We start from the raw sequence: 17442 nt of genomic DNA, 5'->3' as shown, positions 1-17442 counted from the left end.
TTAGTAAATAAAAAAACACTTCAAAATTTGAAGTGTTTTTAAGTTTGTTATTCGACTGCTGGATTTATGATAGCTAATAATGTAGCTTCATCATAAATAACATTTAGAGTTAATGCATAATCTGGTTCAAAACCAAACTCAGTATTATGATACTCATATGGATCTTCCACTGTCCCTGAACCTGTACGAGTAGCTCCAATTGAGTTAGAACTCATTGTGAATGCAGTACCACTTGGTAATAAGACTGGAGTAATTGAGCAAGCTCCACCACCAGTTTTCATTCCGATGATATCTCCTAAGTCTTCAGTAATAAAGATTGCGACTAATTCATTAGCAGCACTATAAGTAACTTGAGTAGTTAATAGACTCCATTTTAAATGTGCATATGAAGGAATACCACTATCGATAGAAACGTATGATGTTGAATAACCATATGTGTCACGATCAATTTTACTAACTCCATAAGGTTCATCAGTAATGAATCCTAAGACTCTGTATAATGCACCAATGTTACCTCCACCATTATATGTAAGGTCTAACAATACGTTTTCAACTAAAGGTTGTTCGATCATTATTTGATCAAATACTAATTCTAAATAAACACCATTGTCACTATATACTGAAGCAGCAATGTCCATGTCATTTAATATTTCAGTGTTAATTTCATCAACTACATTAATATATAAAATATCGTATTCCGTATCATAAGTAACATAAATCATATATGTAATTCCACTAACTGATATTGAATAATAATCGATTTCTGTTGTTTCATCATCAGTAATCAATGTTGCACCTAAACCTACTAAAGCAGCTTTATAATCAGTTACGTATGTTTCATTAACATCTTTGATTAATAATTCTAAGATATTTTCATCTAATGTCGAAGATTTATAGTACCAGAATTTAGAACCTTGAGTTACTTGTGGTAACACTGTATCAGCATCTGTTACTTCTAATATATCTTCAACCATTACTTTATCATATGTGTATGAAACTTCCATATCAACAGTATTGAAGTCATCTAAAGAAATAACTACACTTTCTGAATCTAAGAACCAGAAATCAGGTCTATCTTCAAATGTTCCCCATTTTACATCAATAGCGTCAGCAACATCCCAGAATCCGTCAGTTTGATACATAGCTTTATATCTTGATCCTAGTTGATCTATACTAGTTAATTCTGGACCTGAAGCAAATTTACTGTTATAGAATGAACTTAATCTATAACTTGTATGTGGATCATCTAAACCTTTATAAATAAAGTCAAATAATTCTTCTTCAATATCAGCGATGTCTTGTGATAATAAATTATCTTTTCTATCATATAATTCAGTATAGAATGTTTCAACATCTTTAATATCTTTTAAACCATAAAATGTATCAAGATTAAATGCTATCATGTTAAAATTGTGAATTACCATATCTACAGGAATGTCTTGGCTATTTTGTGATGAAGTTCTAATTGTTGCCATTTCATCTGAATCATCTGCTGGAATAGCGTAGATTCCGTATAAACCATCGTAGTTATAATATACATTGTAGTAACTTGAACCAGCAAATAATTGGTTTGCGATGTAATATGGCAGATATACTTCTCCACCATTTAATACAACATCCATATTATATTCATCTAAATCATAAGAGATATCATCACCTTCAACATAATCATATCCAGGATATGTATCATCCATATATTCAATGTGTCTTCCATAATTAGTTTCTATAGAATAACCATATGCCCAGAAGAAAGCTGGATCATTAACACTAATTGTATTTTCAATACTATTTACAGTTAGGATTAAATCGTATGTATAATCTTCATCTTCATCATAATACTGATATTGATATACTAAAATACCATCAGTAGTATCATCAGTAAACACGATTTCAGGATCAATAAATCCTTCTAATAAATCAAAGAAGTCAGTAAGTTTGATGTATGGAACTTCTCCATTCGCTTCAAACATTAAATCTACATTAGTGTCTTCAACATCATATTCAGTTGTTAAATTCTCAAATGGTATTATTCTAGTTGTAGCTAAAACAACATCCTCTTGAGCTTCTAATGTAATATTAAATGTATGTTCTTTTTCAGTATCTCTTAATGAGAATGTAGCAGTAACTTCCGCTACCATATCAGCATCACCTTTTGGTAAAGGTATGATAATACCAGTAGTTGAAATGTAAATAGAATCAGTACTCCAAGAGATAGTACTACGATTAATTTTACCTCTTGTAATCATATCTATTAAATTTGGTTCTTTCATTAAGTTATCAATTACATATTGAATATCTTCATCAATTAAATCTTCATCAGTGATTTCAGGAACAAATAAAGTCCAGTAAGCATTGATTGTGATATCAGCAGTAATTGGAGTAGTAAAATCAAAATCTACTGTATCATCAGTTGTGAACCATAATGTAAATGTATAACCTTCTTTTGTAGGTTCAGTTGGCAATGTAGCAAGACTACCGTCTTCTACTTCTTGACTAGCAACTGTAGTCCCATCATTTGTGTTAAATGTAACTGTAAAAGTATCTAATACAGGATCTACACAAACTTCTTTTTCGTTTAAAACTTGGCCATCAGTACATACTGGAGTATTATCACATGCACTTAATGTAAAAATTGAAACTGTTAGTAATAATAGTAAAGCAATTTTTCTCATTTTCGTTTCCCCTCTTTTTTAAAGTTTTCAAACTATATCATTATAAATATAATACTATAAATTATTAGGAAGTGTCAAGAAAACTTAAGGGATAGTAAATCTATCGTTATTGTCTTATTTAAGCCATTATTTTAATACAGTTACTGTATGCAGCTCACAAAAAAAAACTCTTACATTTCATTTTCATTCTTTTTCATAAAAATATGACAATTTTAACATGTAAAATAACATTTTTATAGATAAAGAAAAGTATGGTAAAATATTAACAGTATGTAAAGCGGAGGTTAGTATGAATGACAATTTAGCAAATATTCAGAAAAAGGCTTTTTTTAGTGCAATTATCATATTATTTGTTTTATTAGTTTTAACGGGGATAATGACTTTCTTTATTCCGAGTGGTAGTTATGAATATGAATTAATTGAAGGTGTTAGAACAATAATACCTGATTCATTCCATTACACAAATGAAGGTAATATCAGTTTCTTCCGAATTTTCACCGCCCCTTTTGAAGTATTTGCGGCTGAGGGAAGTTCAATTCTAATTGCGATAATCCTCTTCTTATTAATAATTGGAGGAAGTATTAAGATACTAAATAAAATAGGTGTTATCGAACATATGATTTTTGTTATTATAAAAAGATTTAAAGATAACAAGTATTTACTTCTTGCTTTGATTACTTTGATTTTCATGTCAATAGGAGCATTGATTGGTGTATTTGAGGAAGTTGTTCCTTTAGTTCCGATTATGATTGTCCTAAGTAGAAAATTAGGTTGGGACACTAAGATAGGTTTAGGTATGAGTATTTTAGCTGCTGGTTTTGGTTTTAGTGCAGCTATTACTAATCCTTTTACAATTGGTGTAGCTCAAGAGTTAGCTAACTTACCAATCTTTAGTGGTTTCTTATATCGTTTAGTTATTTTTGTTATTGTATATGGCGTTCTTATTACTTTCTTAATCATTAATGCTAAGAAAGTTGACAAGTACCCTAAGTTCGATGATATTGAAATGACATATCACAAACCAAATCGTAAAAGTTTAATTTGGACAGGTATTTGTTTTAGTTTAATGATTATTAGTATTGTCCTATCACCTTTCGTTACTTTCTTACAGGATTATAATTTAATCCTAATTGCTTTCTACTTCTTGTTAGCGGGGATTGGTGCTGGTTTATTAAGTGACCTAGAGAACAAGAAAGCACTTAAAATATATCTTAGTGGTAGTCTTGATATGGCTCCTGGGGTTTTGCTTATCATGTTAGCAACTGGTGTTAAACATTTAATTACAATAAGCGGGGTAATGGATACTATTTTATTTGAAGTTGTTAGCTTAATGAGTAATGAATCTAGTTTTGTGGTTATAATTGGTGCATTCTTCTTTACCTTGATTGCGAATTTCTTTATTGGTAGTGGGAGTGCCAAAGCATTTATTATAATTCCAATTTTGAATCCTTTATTAGACTTATCAAATATATCTAGACAGTTAGGGGTTCTAGCATTTCAGTTAGGTGATGGGTTTAGTAATATGTTTTATCCAACTAATGCTGTTTTATTAGTAGCTCTTGGTTTAAGTAGTTTCGCCTATACAAAGTGGTTTAAATGGACTTTGATTCTACAGATTATTGTTATTTTGTTATCTGTATTGTTCTTATTTGTTGGTCTACAAATAGGCTATTAAAAATATATTTTGAATTGTTTTAGAAATTTGTTATAATTAACTATCAAATCAAAACCTTAAAGTAATATTTCATAACACTTTTTGGTGCGATGTATGATAAAGCCAAAACTGGAGTGATCCAGTGACGGAAAGCTATAGGGTCTCATGAAGACAGCCAGTTACCTAACAAGTGCCCATTAAGGAGTGTATTATGAAGAAGATATTATTTGTTGTGGTTTTGATTTTTTGTTTACTTACAACTACTGAAACAGCATATTCATACTTTGAAGAAGAAAAAACGCCCTCTCTTGGCGATAGCGGAGAGCTATACGTGATTAGTCAATCAATGATTAAAAATGAGGGAAACCTCATACCTAAGGGATGCGTACTTGGTATTAATGATACATATTCAATAATTTTTAAATATCAGTTGCTTGTAGAGGGCTCTGTTACGCTCGATTCTAGTGTAATTAACCTTGTATGGGAAAACTCTAATCTAAGCGAAGAAGAGCTAGAAAATGTATTCAATTTTGACATAAAAATTGACCACATTGATGATGCCACTTCTAATAGGGCATTGTTTGATAATCAAAATAATGATAAATTAGTCGAAATCACCATTGAAGTAACAATGAATTCCGTACCTGAACTGGTGAAGTATAGTGCACCATTCGGCGATGAATTGTCTTTTACTTATCTCTTAACAGTATCAAAACCATAAAAGTTAATTTTTTAAATCATTTTGTTTGACTCCACTTGACTCTTATAGTATTATGGTAATTACAAACAGAAGAAAACGCCAAAATTGGAGCGATCCAATGACGGAAAACTACAGGGTCTCCAGAAGACAGCCAGTTGCCTTTTAATATTAGGCAACTTTTTTGTTGCCTCAAAAATAAAAGGAGGGTCTTAAAATGATCAAAAAATTATTAATCGCACTAGTAGCTTTAGGAGCACTAGGAGGAACAGTATCTGCATATGCATGGTGGGATACACTACAAGAAACACAAAATGAAACAATAACTGTTGGTGAAGGAACTGACTTAGTTGTAGCTGTAAATGCTACTGCACCTGCAGGTAAAGTATTAATCCCTACAGGATTCGTATTGGGAGTTAATGACGTAAACGAAATCGTATTAAGTTATGATGTAAACTTAAGCAAAACTGCACAAAGTGATTTAACACTTGATGTTACTGCTTCTAACGTTGAAATCGGTGGTGTTACTACAAATGCTAGTTTAGTAAACATAGTAATTACTCCATCATCTACAAATGTAAATAGTGGAACTACTACAGTTACAGTAACTATTACTCTAACTGAGCCAACTACTGAAGCTATCTATAATGCAATCATTAATGAAGATATTACATTTGATTTAACATTCATCGCTTCATAATAACTAAAAAATAAAATTGGCCATTTAATGGCCTTTTTTGTCATTTTAGGAGGTGACTGTATGAAAAATAAAATTATCATAGCTATATTATTTGTAATGATTATTGTTTCTAGTAATACCGTTACACCTTCATATAGTTATTTTGACAGAAAAGAAAAAATTAAAAATGAAACAATTACGTTAGGTAGTTGGGAATTTATAGCATTATTGATTGGACCTGATTTCGCGGCAGATTTCGGTGGTTATGTTGACAATGAGATAGCACAGGATCCAAATTCTGTCTATCAATATATTTATACACAAACCGATTTTCCAGCTAATGAGATTATTACTACTCCAGACATTGAAGTCTTTGGATACTCATGGACATTTTGGGGTAAAGGTAAGACTAATAACTATGAAACACTTGGTTATCCATCATTAATAGACCGTGATACTGATACCTTTGGTAATCCAGTTCACGATATAAACCCTGAGTATTCTATAACACCTTTATATCAAGATTACAATTTCTTCACTGTATATGATGCGATGAACTCATTAACAAATAATCAGTATAGTTTAAGATTGAACTACAATAACAGAATGACAACTACTAGTTCTATAAGTAACATTACAAATATTTCATTCTATGCTATGTTAGGTCTATCTGATCCTAATGATCTACAACCAATGAGATCTGGACAGAAAATGTATGTCGAAGTTTCTTTAAACGGTAATAGTTGGACTAAGATTGGTACACCTACTCCTGTTCAAGTTACTTCTGAAAGTGAGAATTTTACTCATTACTCATTTGATATACCTAATAATTTATTAGGCCAAGATTTATTTGTTAGAATTAGATATAATGGTCGTACTTTATCAGGTGGATATGGTCGTTTAATCATAGACGATTTAACTATCTCAACCAGTTAAAGGTGATAAAATGAAAAATATAAAGTTAAAAAAAGGAACCATAGAAACTCTTAAGTTTATTGGTTTACTTATTATAATATTTGTTATACTAAATCTCATATTCACGTTTATCCCCCCATTTAGTAAAATGAATTTATTTGCTGTTCAAACCGATTCAATGAGTCCAGTGATTTCTCCTGGTGATATAATTGTCACTAAGGAAATAGATCCTGAAGACATTGAGGTTGGTGACATTATGGCATTTAGAGTTGATATTACCAGTGATGGTATAGATGATGTTGTTGTTCATTATATCGATGAGATTAACACATATGAAGGTGAATTAATTTTTAAGAGTAAACCACATGTTAGTGATATTCAAGATAGATGGACTATCGAGGAAGAAGATCTTGTGGGAATTTATAAGTATCAGATAAAAAGTCTGGGTAAGGTTCTCTTATTCGCTCAATCGTGGATAGGAAGAATTATTATTCTTGTTGATGTTATAATTATCTCGGTAATCTACGACGTTCTATTTGGGAAAAAGAAGAGTAACGAGGAAAATATTAATGATACAAATGAAGATAAAGAAAAAACCTCTGTAGAATAGAGGTTTTTTTAATTTCACAGGAGCTTTTTGCACATTTTGATTACAATAAAAAAAGATATCACTCAGTGATATCTTTTTATTTTAATCTAGTCTTCTTTAGTAAATTCTTCAATGATTGAATCAATTAAATGATTAGGAACTTGATCATATCTTACGAACTCACGTTGGAATACACCCGTACCTTGAGTCATCGCTTTTAGATCTATTGTATAACTTACGATTTCATTTTCTGGTACTTCAGCAATAATTCTTTGTTTTCCGTTTAAGATATCCATTCCGAGTAATTGACCACGACGTTTATTAATATCACCCATTACGTCTCCAACATATTCGTCACGAACGATGATTGATACTTTCATAATTGGTTCTAAAATTGTTGGTTTAGCATCTTTTAAAGCATTTTTAAATGCAATTGCAGCTGCAAGTTTGAATGATATTTCATTACTATCAACACTGTGATAAGAACCATCAAATAAAACTGCCTTCACACCGATTACAGGGAATCCTGCAAGTGGTCCAACTTGGAAATGATCAATTAATCCTTTTTCTACAGCTGGCCAGTAACCTCTAGGAACTGAACCACCATGGATCTCCTCATCAAATTCAAATGTTGATTCATTTGGATTAATCGGTTCGAAGCGAATTTTAACAACGCCAAATTGTCCTGATCCACCTGATTGTTTTTTATGACGACCCTCGGCTTCACATTTTTTCGTAATTGTCTCACGATATACAATTTTAGGTTCTGATTGATCTACTTCTACTTTATATACATTTTTAAGTTTCTCAATTACTAAATTGATGTGTACCATTCCTTGACCACCAATTAATAATTGTGATGTTTCACGATTTCTTTTATATTCAAATGAAGGATCTTCTGCAACTAATTTATGTAATGCTGTTGAGATTTTGTCTTCATCTTTTTTGTTTTTTGGATGGATTGCAATAAAGATTGTTGCTCCTGGAATTGCCGGTCCGTCAATAATAATAGGATTTTTCGAATCGCATATAGTATATCCAGTTTTGATTTCATCTAATTTAGTTACAATACCAATATCTCCAGCAACTAATCTATCTGTATCAATTTGTTCTTTACCTCTTAGTAATGACAATGTCCCAATTTTTATTGAGTCTCCAGTGTTAGAAACAATTACTTTGTCTCCACTTTGCACTGTACCACTGAATACTTTAATCATACTAATACTACCAATAAATGGATCAATAATAGTATTGAAGCAATATCCACTGAATGGTTCATCATTCGATGAAGTTCTTTCAGCAGTTTCTTCTGATTTAGGTAAATGTCCTTTTACAGGTTGTAATTCATTTGGAGCAGGGAAGAATTTCTCGATGATTTCTAGCAAATCAGGAATCCCGATATTCTTAAGTACCGTCCCAGCTAGTACAGGTTTTAAATCTCCGTTTAGTACACCTTTACGTAAACCACCAACGATTTCATCTCTAGTTAAAGGTTCTCCTCCGAAGTATTTATCTAATAAGTCTTCACTTGTTTCAGCAACACTTTCCATGATGCTTTCTCTCATATCACCAACAATATCCATTAACTCAGGTGATACATCTTTTTCAACTACTTTTCCATTTTCTAAAACACGTGTTTTTAGATCAACTAAATCAACGTATCCTTCAAATTTCTCATCTTTGACGATTGGCCAAAAGAATGGAACAGCTTTATTTCCCATACTTTCACGTAATTTTGCAACTAGTGTTTCAAATTTAACATTATCTTTTTCCATTTTGTTTAAGAAAATAACTGTAGGAATATTAACTTCTTCTACTTCTGATAAAACTTGATTTGTAGCAATATCAATTCCCTTTGAAGCATCAATCATTATTACTGCACCTTTTACTACACTTAGTGCTTGTTCAACTTCACTGATTAATTCTCTGTGACCTGGAGTATCCAAGAAATTCATCTTGTATCCATTATATTCTACAGGAATAATACTTGTTGAAATTGAAGATTGATGATCCTTTTCTTCCGGTAGGTAATCTGACGTAGTACTTTTTTGTTCAACAGAACCTTTTTTAGCAATTGCACCTGTCACTTGAAGTACTGATTCCATAAATGATGTTTTACCAGAACCAGGGGCCCCTACAACAGCGATTGAGCGTAAATGATTTGTGTCATATTGTTTCATATTATGCATTCCTCCGTTTTATAGAAATTTGCTTTGCTTTGAAAGCCTTTACTCTATTATAGCAAAAACCAATATTTTGTGATAGCGTTTTTATTATTTAATTATTATTTTCATAAACTTGGTTTTCCTTAAAAAAATGATTCCTAAAAATATAGGAATCATTTAGTTTCTTTGGGATTATCTTTGTAATAATCATCCATTAATTTTGAAATTCTAGTTCGCATTGCTTGATCACCTGGTTTACAACTTGATAAAGGTTGATTTTTAAAGACAATTTCGTTGGCATTAGCCATACAACCAGGGGTTCCGCAAGCCCCACAATTAAAATGTGGTAATTCATCATATACAGCTTGAACAAGTGGATGTGCTTTAACTTCTAGATACTTATTCGCAATACCGATTAATACTCCTAAAAGTAAACCGATTGCGCCAATTTCTAAGATTGCAATAACCATTAGATTAAACCTGCGAATCCTTTAAAGATGAACGCCATGATACTAGCAGCAATTAAACCAGCAGGAATTCCTTTAAATCCTTCAGGGATTGGTGCTTTATTCATTTGCTCACGAATAAAGCTAAAAGTAAAGATAACAGCACTATATCCTAAACTTGTGAAAGCACTAAAGATGATTGTTTCTGTAAATGTAAAACTATTTTGAATATTTAAAAGTGCTACTCCTAAAACAGCACAGTTCGTTGTGATAAGAGGTAAGTAAACTCCTAAAGCACTATATAAACTTGGAGAGAACTTTTTAATTGCCATTTCGAGGATTTGAACCATTGCGGCAATTACTAAGATAAAGACGATAGTTCTCATAAATGTTAAATCTGTATAATTATTAAATTCACTTGGGGATAATATGAAATAATAAATTGCCCAAGTAAGCATTCCTGTTAATGTAATTACAAAGAATACTGCCAGACCCATTCCTAAAGCTTTAGACCTTTTATTAGAAACACCTAGGAATGAACATATTCCAAGAAACTGATTTAAGATTATGTTTTGGACAAGAAATGAGGTAAAAGCTAACGTTAATAAATCATTCATTGACTAAAACCCCCTTTGCTTTTATAATTGATTCTTTTTGATTTTGTTCTTCTAAAGCTTTTTGTTTTGCTGCTTTTTTAGCTAAAGCAGCTTTTATTTTAGCATCCATTATTGCTTTGGCTTTCTTTTCTCTACCAATTCTTACAGTATTAATAATACCAATTAATAACCCAAGAGTTAAGAATGCACCGGGAGGACTTATTAAGAATGAAGCTGCAACACTTGATTCATATAAAGTTATTCCTAATAATGCGATACTACCAGTCCCAAATAATTCTCTTGTGATTGCTAGAGTACTCAATCCAAGGGTAAATCCTAGACCCATACCCATACCGTCAAAGATAGAATCAAAAACAGTGTTATCACTGGCATAAGCTTCAGCTCGACCTAAGATAATACAGTTTACAACAATTAGTGGTAAATAAATACCTAGAGCGTCGTATAAGTCTGGCATGAATGCATTTAAAGACCATTCAATTAAAGTTACTACAAGAGCAATTAGGACGATATAAACGGGTATTCTTATTTCATTAGGTACGATATTTCTGATTGAGGCAATTAAAGCATTAGTTAAGATCAAAACAAAGACAACACTTAGTCCCATACCTAATGCATTTTCTAAACTTGTTGTTACACCTAAAGTTGGACACATACCTAATACTAAGACAAAGGTTGGATTTTCTTTAAACAAACCTTTGATTAAGTTTTGTTTTGGTGTAAGTCTTTTTTTCTTACGACCTTTTTTCTCCTTAGCCATCGATATGCACCTCCTCATCTTCAAAATGAATACTGATTATATTGAACATATCGTTAATAGCATTCCATGTTGTTGTCGCTCCTGATATTTGATCTACAACAACATTATCTATAGTTTGATTTATCAGTTTAATATACTCTTCTTCTCTTGTATATCTTTCTCCTAAGTTCGGAGTTTCTCCGTGTTCATAATATGTTACTCCTACAATTGTATTCTCATAAGGATCAACCGCGATAAGAGCATTAACAATCCCGTTTCTACCTTGGGCATTAACATTGTAGATTATAGCAACTAGTTCACCATCGTTATCTAACACTTCATAGATACCACTAATGTTTCCACTAGAGTTATCGGTGTATTTACGATTTTTTTCACTATAAGTGTTATCAGATTGATCATCATTTTTTGTAAAACCATCATCAGGTGAATATAAAAGAGCGATATTTTCAGCTATTTTCTTATTTCTATTTTCAATAATTATTGGTTCAGTAAATTGGAACCCTAAGTAAGCAATACCAGTAACTAGACTAGCTGTTACCATTAAGAAAACTGCGAAATATAATGTTTTCTTCATTTTATGCACCTTCCTTTTTAGGAAGAGCTTTTTTCTTTGGTTTTGCCTTAAATCCTGCATTGATCATTGGTGTTAACATCATCATAAAACCAACAGCATAGAAAACACCTTCAGTGTTTGTTCCTGCATTTCTGATGAGCATTGTTAAACTACCAGCAATTAAACCAAAGATGATTTTACCTTTATCATTTATTGGTGTTGTAATTGGGTCTGTGGTAATAAAGATTACTACAAATAAGAAACTTCCACTAAATAACTGATACCATATATAACTCATATCATGGGGCACTCTTATAAATAATCCTTCATGGATTTCTACTTTGTTAGTTATCGCAATAATCCAAGCAATTAATGTAAATGATAAAATCATTGATACAGGAGTAACCCAGTTAATTGCCTTTTTAAATACTAAAAATACACTAATTGGAATAATGAATACTGCACCTGCAATAACACCTGGTGAGATACCTATAAAGACTTCTTTGAGAGAGTATATTGATGAGTTATCACCGAAATAACCCCAGTCACTAATTACATTGAGAATATGATCTAAAGTTGGGATGCTTGCTGGATCATATAGATTTCCAATACTTAGCGTCTCATTAAAGAAAGAATTATTGAAGATTAAGTCGATAATATAATTATCAAAAGATGTCATAAACGGTACAGAATCAACTAATCCAGGCCAACCTAAAGTAACAAAGATTACCCCGACTAAAGAACTATGAAAAACCATATGGTGGAAACCACCAAATAGGAGTTTTCCTAAAAGGGTTGCTAAGATAGCACCTAGTCCTACTAACCATAATGGAGTACCAATCGGGATTAGTAATACATAGATTAAAGCGGTAATTTTTGGATAAGACTTCTTTATCAATTCTTTTGATTCTTGTCGGTTGATATCTTTATCTATTGTATAAAACAATATTTCTGTTTCAATTGTAGCAATAATTGCGATTAATATCATTAACAGTAATTTAAATCCATACATAAACGAATACATATAGTAGTTAAGGAGTACCATAACAACGCTTAGTACGATAAGTGAGTAATAGATTAATTTCATGTTGTTTGCCTTGACGAACTTACTCCTAGCGGACGGCCAAAGCATAATTTTTTTAGCCATTGTTATACCTCCTATTCTTCATCGTTTAGTTTTACTTTTTGCCAAAACTTTTTATATTTCCATGTTTGATATCCAATAATTATTGGATAGAAAATTGATACAGTAGTTAAAATAATTCTTAACCCGTTAGCACTACTCATTGCTTCGACAATAGTTATTCCGTACATTGGATTAATGTTTGATGATAATACATATGGGAAGGAACCAATATAACCTGAAATCACAAATAACACAGTAACTGCTATTGCGTGAATTAGGAGTTGTCTTCCTTTTTCTTTGAATCCGTAGTATATTACCATTAATCCTGCTAAAACAGTTAGAATAGGCAATATATATAGTACTGGGTAATTCATATAGAGTACACCAGTCCATAAAGAAGCATCAGTGTTATTCCAGCCCATAAAGACAAGTAATGTTAAAACAGGGATAGTGTAGATTATTCCTACTTTCTTAACAAATCTAAGTCCTCTATCCTTTATATCTCCTTCGGTTAGAAGGTTGATCCATCCTGCTCCAGCAACAAAGCTTAAGGCAATAAATAGTAATCCTCCGCTAATACCTGTAACATTTAAAATACTAAATCCAGTACCTTCAAGTCCGTTAGGTCCAATGGGGAATCCAAAGAATATATTTGATATGTATGTTCCTAGTAAGAACATCATTGCGATACTAGAAACTAACCACATCATAACCATTGATTTTTGCCATTTTCGGCTATCTAGTTTATAGATAACTTCAACAGATACTCCTCTTCCAATAATAGCGAATAATAGTAAGAACATTATTACATATAGGTATGAGAATGTCGTACCAAAAGCAAGAGGAAATACCCCTTCAGTTAATGCGATAGCGGCAATTAACCATACTTCCATTCCGTCAAAGTGAAGGCCACTTATTACTTGAAGTTGTTTTCGTTCTTTCTCATTTTTACTAATTGCAGTATTTAGTAATGCAACACCGCTTATAAATATTTCTTGAGCTAAGTAAACCATCCATGTAAAACCTAAAACGAAGAATAATATATTACCTAAAGTTTCACTAAACATTATCTTCACCTCCGGTTTCATCAATGATTCCTTTTTTAATTCTTGTGATAGTTAAAGCATAGTCCATTACAAATAATATTGCGTAGAAGATAGTAATACTGATAATACTAAACCATACCTGATTGACAGGTACATCACTAATACCATCACTAACTCGCATAATATCGTATATTATCCATGGTTGTCGTCCCATTTCTGTTACCATCCATCCAGTAATAATTGCGATATAAGGTAATGGTACTAAATACATATAGTATTTTTGTAAAGTCGGAGATTCAATAAATCTTTTAAAGAACACGACTGTGTATAAACTAATTAGGATAAAGATAGAACCTAGTCCGACCATAACCCCGAAAGCAATTCTAACAACAGTTTCTAAACCACCACTGGCGGCGCCAGTAATCATATCTATTTTTCCTGGTTGTAATGGGGTTAAAAAGTTCATATACGAGTTTCCAATGATTGGCATCAATATAGCAGAAATCAGTAGAATCCATGCAGCGTATTTCGCACTAATTATAAATAATTCCTTATCTTTTTCCTTACCATATAGTAAATGCCAACTACTTATAGCTAAAACAACAAACCCACTTAGTACTATGGCACTTGTATGATTATGAATCAACATATACCAAGCATATGGATTTAACACTATGTCTAAGAAATTAGTAATAATCATTCTGTCTCCTACCCACATTGCTCCAACAGGATTTTGCATAAATCCGTTGGCAGTTATGATCCAAAGGGCACTAAGTGTTGTTCCGAGTGTAATCATTGATACAGTTGTTAACCGTAGTTTTTTAGATAACCTATTTCTCCTAAATAACCAAATTCCATTAAAGGTTGATTCTAAGAAGAAAGCGATAATTGCCTCTAATATTAAAGGACTTCCAAATACTTCTCCCATGGCATAACTATAACCTGCCCAGTTAGTCCCAAATTGAATTGTCATTGCAATTCCAGTTACAATTCCAAAAGCATAATTAATTAAGAAAATATCACTAAAGTAATTTGATAATTTCTTAAATCTTTCATCGCCTTTTCGATAATATCTGATTTCAAATATTAAGATCATGATAATAAGTCCCACTGTTAGTGGAACAAATATGAAATGAAATGCAATTGTAAATGCAAATTGAACTCTCGATAAAATTTCAATCATTGTTTCTCCTCCTGTACTCTATATAAACTCATTTATCATAATGTTATTTTTTAACTATCAAATACATAAATACAATAACTCCTAAAACCGTAGCAATTATGCCACCAATCATATGCGAATTGTAGATACTAGTAATCTCGAATACTCGTAAACCAACACTAATGATTACATAGATAACTAAAAAAACTATTCCTGAGTAAATAAACTTTTCTAATAACTTCATTTTCTCAGCTCCTTAATTAATTTATTGTTGATATAAAGGGTTAAAATAATCCCGTACACTACTTTATCAGGCCATGCGGCTACTACCATCAAATGTATGAATAATATCCCATAAACTACATAAGCAGCCTTTTGGATATTTAACCAATCCTTAGGATCTATTTCTTTTCTAATTAGTTTAAATGAAACTATTGTTAATGGTACCATCACAACATAAGCAGCTATCCCAAAAATATTGACACTGCCAATCAATCCAAACACTCTTAACAATGCATGAGGACTAATTAAGATAAAAGCCAATATTGAATAAATTCCCCGATTAGTTTTTATATTTCTGCTTAGAGTCCAATGATTAGGTAAAACCCCAACTAACATAACAACAAGCAGAAACCCATACCCAATAATTCCCTTAGTGACCAAGTAAGTCCAATCTTCTTTATAAAAAACAACACTTACAATACTAATCCCTAGGGCAAATGTATAGAATATAGTAGATTTTTTAAAGAAGTCTCGGTACTTATAAGACATGGTAACAATAATCCCCCAAACGGCTATAATACTAAATGCATTAGAAAGAAAACCTAATGCTAACAACGCGATTAATATCAATATTATACTAAGCATACAAGCTAGCCCCCTTTATTTATAATAACTCTAAAATAATTATATCATATGCAAACTATATAAATATGATAAACACTCAATAAAAAATAGTCATTTCAAAATGACTATTAAATCAATCGTTCATCAAGATATTCTTCTATACATTTAGATGAGCTATTTTTTACGCTATTAACATACTCACTAACTCTCTTTTTAGTGATATTTTGTTGATTAGATGTATCTAAGATACTAAATAATTCTTCAACTTCTTGAACGTCTTTATCCAGCCATAACTTAGCATTATCTTCATCTAAGATAATAGGCATTCTATCATGAATATCCACAAGCTCATTACTTGCTTCTTTTGTCAGTATTGTTGTTGAATAAATCACTTTATTATCCTTATCAATATACTTACTCCATAACCCAGCAAAAAAGAATATCTTGTCGTCCCTGTTTTTAATCAAAAATGGTTGTTTTTGATTTAGTACTTTTTTCCACTCATAATATCCATCTGCTAAGATTAAACAACGTTTATGTAAAAAAGAGTCCTTAAATGAAACTTTTCTTTCGATACCTTCTACTCTTGCATTAATCATTTTATACCCAGTACTACTCTCTTTTGCAAAGAATGGTATGAAGCCCCAAATCAGGTTTCCAGCACGATAATTGTCACCATCATTAATTATGCTCAACACTTCTGTTCCAGGAGCAATATTGTAACGTGGTGCTTCTATTGAAGGATCTAAATCAAATATATCAAAAGTACTAGACATAAAACTCACTAATTCAGCATATGTATAACTTACAATAAATCTTCCACACATAATATAACCTCCTATAAAAATATTATAGCACTTTCTATAAAAATCATATAAGAAAACCACCTAAAACTGGTGGTTGTATATAACTATATATATCTCAAAGGCATAAAGATAATTCAAATCATAATAGTAAAGCTTCAATGCTCATATTAAGTTCTAAGACAAATACATAAAAATGATTCAGGAATACTATCCTTGGAGAGTTTAATTATCGATGCGAATCATCCGATAGTAACAGAGGAGACTTAAAAATATAAGTGCACTCCCAAAATAAATACTCGCAATTTGAGTAATCAAAAACCATACTTATAATTGACCATAATTGAATATTGCCACAAAATAACAAAATAACTAGAAAAATAATTACATAAAAAATGCAACTGTATAAATAAAAAAATAGGTGATTATCCCCAATGTTACACAGATAAAATCTAAAAAAATGGCAAAATTATTGAAATTCAGGTGTTTATTCGAGAGAAATAATCATCAATTTTAGTAAAATAGGGCAAATTATGTGTATTTTCATTTTAGACGATATAACATATATTTAAATGGTCATAACAAATATAAATGAAATATATAAATATTGGATCAGGTAATATATTAATGTCTTAATTACAAAACTTTATTATATTTCATAAATAATATTAAAAACAATAATTCAAATTATTCAGATGTTAAAAAACACATATTC

The 17442-nt window shown here is 31.2% G+C and carries 17 protein-coding genes and 2 riboswitches; of the genes, 5 read left to right on the top strand and 12 right to left on the bottom strand.

Annotation, left to right across the window (positions count from 1 at the left end; genetic code table 11):
- Nucleotides 1-47 precede the first annotated feature (47 nt).
- The gene (locus KQ51_RS04940) at nt 48-2672 is read right to left on the bottom strand and encodes an InlB B-repeat-containing protein (RefSeq protein WP_038469645.1); all 2625 of its coding nucleotides are present in this window, start codon (nt 2670-2672) and stop codon (nt 48-50) included.
- A gap of 289 nt (nt 2673-2961) precedes the next feature.
- Between KQ51_RS04940 and KQ51_RS04935 the strand changes: the two genes are divergently transcribed.
- The 5 genes from KQ51_RS04935 (at nt 2962) to KQ51_RS04915 (ending at nt 7227) form a co-directional block, all read left to right on the top strand.
- A complete protein-coding gene (locus KQ51_RS04935; RefSeq protein ID WP_038469642.1) occupies nt 2962-4347 on the top strand; it encodes a YfcC family protein in 1386 nt (461 codons plus the stop codon).
- A 91-nt stretch (nt 4348-4438) separates the two neighbouring features.
- Nucleotides 4439-4513: riboswitch (cyclic di-GMP riboswitch) on the top strand.
- Nucleotides 4514-4537: 24 nt separating this feature from the next.
- The gene (locus tag KQ51_RS04930) at nt 4538-5047 is read left to right on the top strand and encodes a hypothetical protein (RefSeq protein ID WP_038469639.1); all 510 of its coding nucleotides are present in this window, start codon (nt 4538-4540) and stop codon (nt 5045-5047) included.
- Nucleotides 5048-5114: 67 nt separating this feature from the next.
- Nucleotides 5115-5189, top strand: a riboswitch (cyclic di-GMP riboswitch).
- Between the two features lie 51 nt (nt 5190-5240).
- A complete protein-coding gene (locus tag KQ51_RS04925; protein WP_038469636.1) occupies nt 5241-5723 on the top strand; it encodes a hypothetical protein in 483 nt (160 codons plus the stop codon).
- Between the two features lie 60 nt (nt 5724-5783).
- Entirely contained in the window at nt 5784-6638 is an 855-nt protein-coding gene (locus tag KQ51_RS04920) for a hypothetical protein (protein ID WP_038469633.1), read from the top strand.
- A 10-nt stretch (nt 6639-6648) separates the two neighbouring features.
- Nucleotides 6649-7227 (top strand): signal peptidase I, encoded by a 579-nt coding sequence (locus KQ51_RS04915; RefSeq protein WP_038469630.1) that lies wholly within the window; start codon nt 6649-6651, stop codon nt 7225-7227.
- 86 nt (nt 7228-7313) lie between these two features.
- Here KQ51_RS04915 and KQ51_RS04910 read toward each other — a convergent pair whose 3' ends face one another.
- From KQ51_RS04910 to KQ51_RS04860, 11 genes are all read right to left on the bottom strand, one after another.
- Complete coding sequence (locus KQ51_RS04910) at nt 7314-9386, bottom strand: elongation factor G (RefSeq protein ID WP_038469627.1); 2073 nt, start codon at nt 9384-9386, stop codon at nt 7314-7316.
- A gap of 158 nt (nt 9387-9544) precedes the next feature.
- On the bottom strand, nt 9545-9841 hold the full coding sequence (locus KQ51_RS04905) for a (Fe-S)-binding protein (protein ID WP_038469624.1): 297 nt from the start codon (nt 9839-9841) through the stop codon (nt 9545-9547).
- Nucleotides 9841-10434, bottom strand: a complete 594-nt coding sequence (locus KQ51_RS04900) for an electron transport complex protein RnfA (protein ID WP_038469621.1) — start codon at nt 10432-10434, stop codon at nt 9841-9843. The genes KQ51_RS04905 and KQ51_RS04900 overlap by 1 nt, the downstream gene beginning before the upstream one ends.
- Nucleotides 10427-11191 (bottom strand): electron transport complex subunit RsxE, encoded by a 765-nt coding sequence (rsxE, locus tag KQ51_RS04895; protein WP_071162087.1) that lies wholly within the window; start codon nt 11189-11191, stop codon nt 10427-10429. The genes KQ51_RS04900 and rsxE overlap by 8 nt, the downstream gene beginning before the upstream one ends.
- A complete protein-coding gene (locus KQ51_RS04890; protein ID WP_038469619.1) occupies nt 11184-11765 on the bottom strand; it encodes an FMN-binding protein in 582 nt (193 codons plus the stop codon). Before KQ51_RS04890 ends, rsxE begins: the two co-directional genes overlap by 8 nt.
- Before the next feature lies 1 nt (nt 11766).
- Nucleotides 11767-12891: an RnfABCDGE type electron transport complex subunit D gene (locus KQ51_RS04885; protein WP_038469616.1), complete on the bottom strand. Its 1125-nt coding sequence runs from the start codon at nt 12889-12891 to the stop codon at nt 11767-11769.
- A gap of 11 nt (nt 12892-12902) precedes the next feature.
- Nucleotides 12903-13937, bottom strand: coding sequence for a cytochrome d ubiquinol oxidase subunit II (locus tag KQ51_RS04880; RefSeq protein WP_038469613.1), 1035 nt, complete (start codon nt 13935-13937; stop codon nt 12903-12905).
- Nucleotides 13930-15099, bottom strand: coding sequence for a cytochrome ubiquinol oxidase subunit I (locus tag KQ51_RS04875; protein ID WP_038469610.1), 1170 nt, complete (start codon nt 15097-15099; stop codon nt 13930-13932). Before KQ51_RS04875 ends, KQ51_RS04880 begins: the two co-directional genes overlap by 8 nt.
- Nucleotides 15100-15142: 43 nt before the next feature.
- Nucleotides 15143-15322 carry a hypothetical protein gene (locus KQ51_RS04870; RefSeq protein WP_038469607.1) on the bottom strand — a complete coding sequence of 60 codons (180 nt, stop codon included), beginning with the start codon at nt 15320-15322 and terminating at the stop codon, nt 15143-15145.
- Nucleotides 15319-15945: a hypothetical protein gene (locus KQ51_RS04865; RefSeq protein WP_038469602.1), complete on the bottom strand. Its 627-nt coding sequence runs from the start codon at nt 15943-15945 to the stop codon at nt 15319-15321. Before KQ51_RS04865 ends, KQ51_RS04870 begins: the two co-directional genes overlap by 4 nt.
- Before the next feature lie 107 nt (nt 15946-16052).
- Nucleotides 16053-16751, bottom strand: a complete 699-nt coding sequence (locus tag KQ51_RS04860) for an SOS response-associated peptidase (RefSeq protein ID WP_038469599.1) — start codon at nt 16749-16751, stop codon at nt 16053-16055.
- Between the last annotated feature and the right edge of the window lie 691 nt (nt 16752-17442).

The sequence above is a fragment of the Candidatus Izimaplasma bacterium HR1 genome (assembly GCA_000755705.1).
GTDB lineage: Bacteria > Bacillota_I > Bacilli_A > Izemoplasmatales > Izemoplasmataceae > Xianfuyuplasma.
Note: the sequence above shows the minus strand (reverse complement) of the source record. Positions and strands in the feature narration are given on the sequence as shown.

Excerpts from the sequence above, each read along its gene's own strand:
- KQ51_RS04940 (WP_038469645.1), bottom strand. The coding sequence starts at position 2,672 with ATGAGAAAAATTGCTTTACTATTATTACTAACAGTTTCAATTTTTACA.
- KQ51_RS04935 (WP_038469642.1), top strand. The coding sequence starts at position 2,962 with ATGAATGACAATTTAGCAAATATTCAGAAAAAGGCTTTTTTTAGTGCA.
- KQ51_RS04930 (WP_038469639.1), top strand. The coding sequence starts at position 4,538 with ATGAAGAAGATATTATTTGTTGTGGTTTTGATTTTTTGTTTACTTACA.
- KQ51_RS04925 (WP_038469636.1), top strand. The coding sequence starts at position 5,241 with ATGATCAAAAAATTATTAATCGCACTAGTAGCTTTAGGAGCACTAGGA.
- KQ51_RS04920 (WP_038469633.1), top strand. The coding sequence starts at position 5,784 with ATGAAAAATAAAATTATCATAGCTATATTATTTGTAATGATTATTGTT.
- KQ51_RS04915 (WP_038469630.1), top strand. The coding sequence starts at position 6,649 with ATGAAAAATATAAAGTTAAAAAAAGGAACCATAGAAACTCTTAAGTTT.
- KQ51_RS04910 (WP_038469627.1), bottom strand. The coding sequence starts at position 9,386 with ATGAAACAATATGACACAAATCATTTACGCTCAATCGCTGTTGTAGGG.
- KQ51_RS04905 (WP_038469624.1), bottom strand. The coding sequence starts at position 9,841 with ATGGTTATTGCAATCTTAGAAATTGGCGCAATCGGTTTACTTTTAGGA.
- KQ51_RS04900 (WP_038469621.1), bottom strand. The coding sequence starts at position 10,434 with ATGAATGATTTATTAACGTTAGCTTTTACCTCATTTCTTGTCCAAAAC.
- rsxE (WP_071162087.1), bottom strand. The coding sequence starts at position 11,191 with ATGGCTAAGGAGAAAAAAGGTCGTAAGAAAAAAAGACTTACACCAAAA.
- KQ51_RS04890 (WP_038469619.1), bottom strand. The coding sequence starts at position 11,765 with ATGAAGAAAACATTATATTTCGCAGTTTTCTTAATGGTAACAGCTAGT.
- KQ51_RS04885 (WP_038469616.1), bottom strand. The coding sequence starts at position 12,891 with ATGGCTAAAAAAATTATGCTTTGGCCGTCCGCTAGGAGTAAGTTCGTC.
- KQ51_RS04880 (WP_038469613.1), bottom strand. The coding sequence starts at position 13,937 with ATGTTTAGTGAAACTTTAGGTAATATATTATTCTTCGTTTTAGGTTTT.
- KQ51_RS04875 (WP_038469610.1), bottom strand. The coding sequence starts at position 15,099 with ATGATTGAAATTTTATCGAGAGTTCAATTTGCATTTACAATTGCATTT.
- KQ51_RS04870 (WP_038469607.1), bottom strand. The coding sequence starts at position 15,322 with ATGAAGTTATTAGAAAAGTTTATTTACTCAGGAATAGTTTTTTTAGTT.
- KQ51_RS04865 (WP_038469602.1), bottom strand. The coding sequence starts at position 15,945 with ATGCTTAGTATAATATTGATATTAATCGCGTTGTTAGCATTAGGTTTT.
- KQ51_RS04860 (WP_038469599.1), bottom strand. The coding sequence starts at position 16,751 with ATGTGTGGAAGATTTATTGTAAGTTATACATATGCTGAATTAGTGAGT.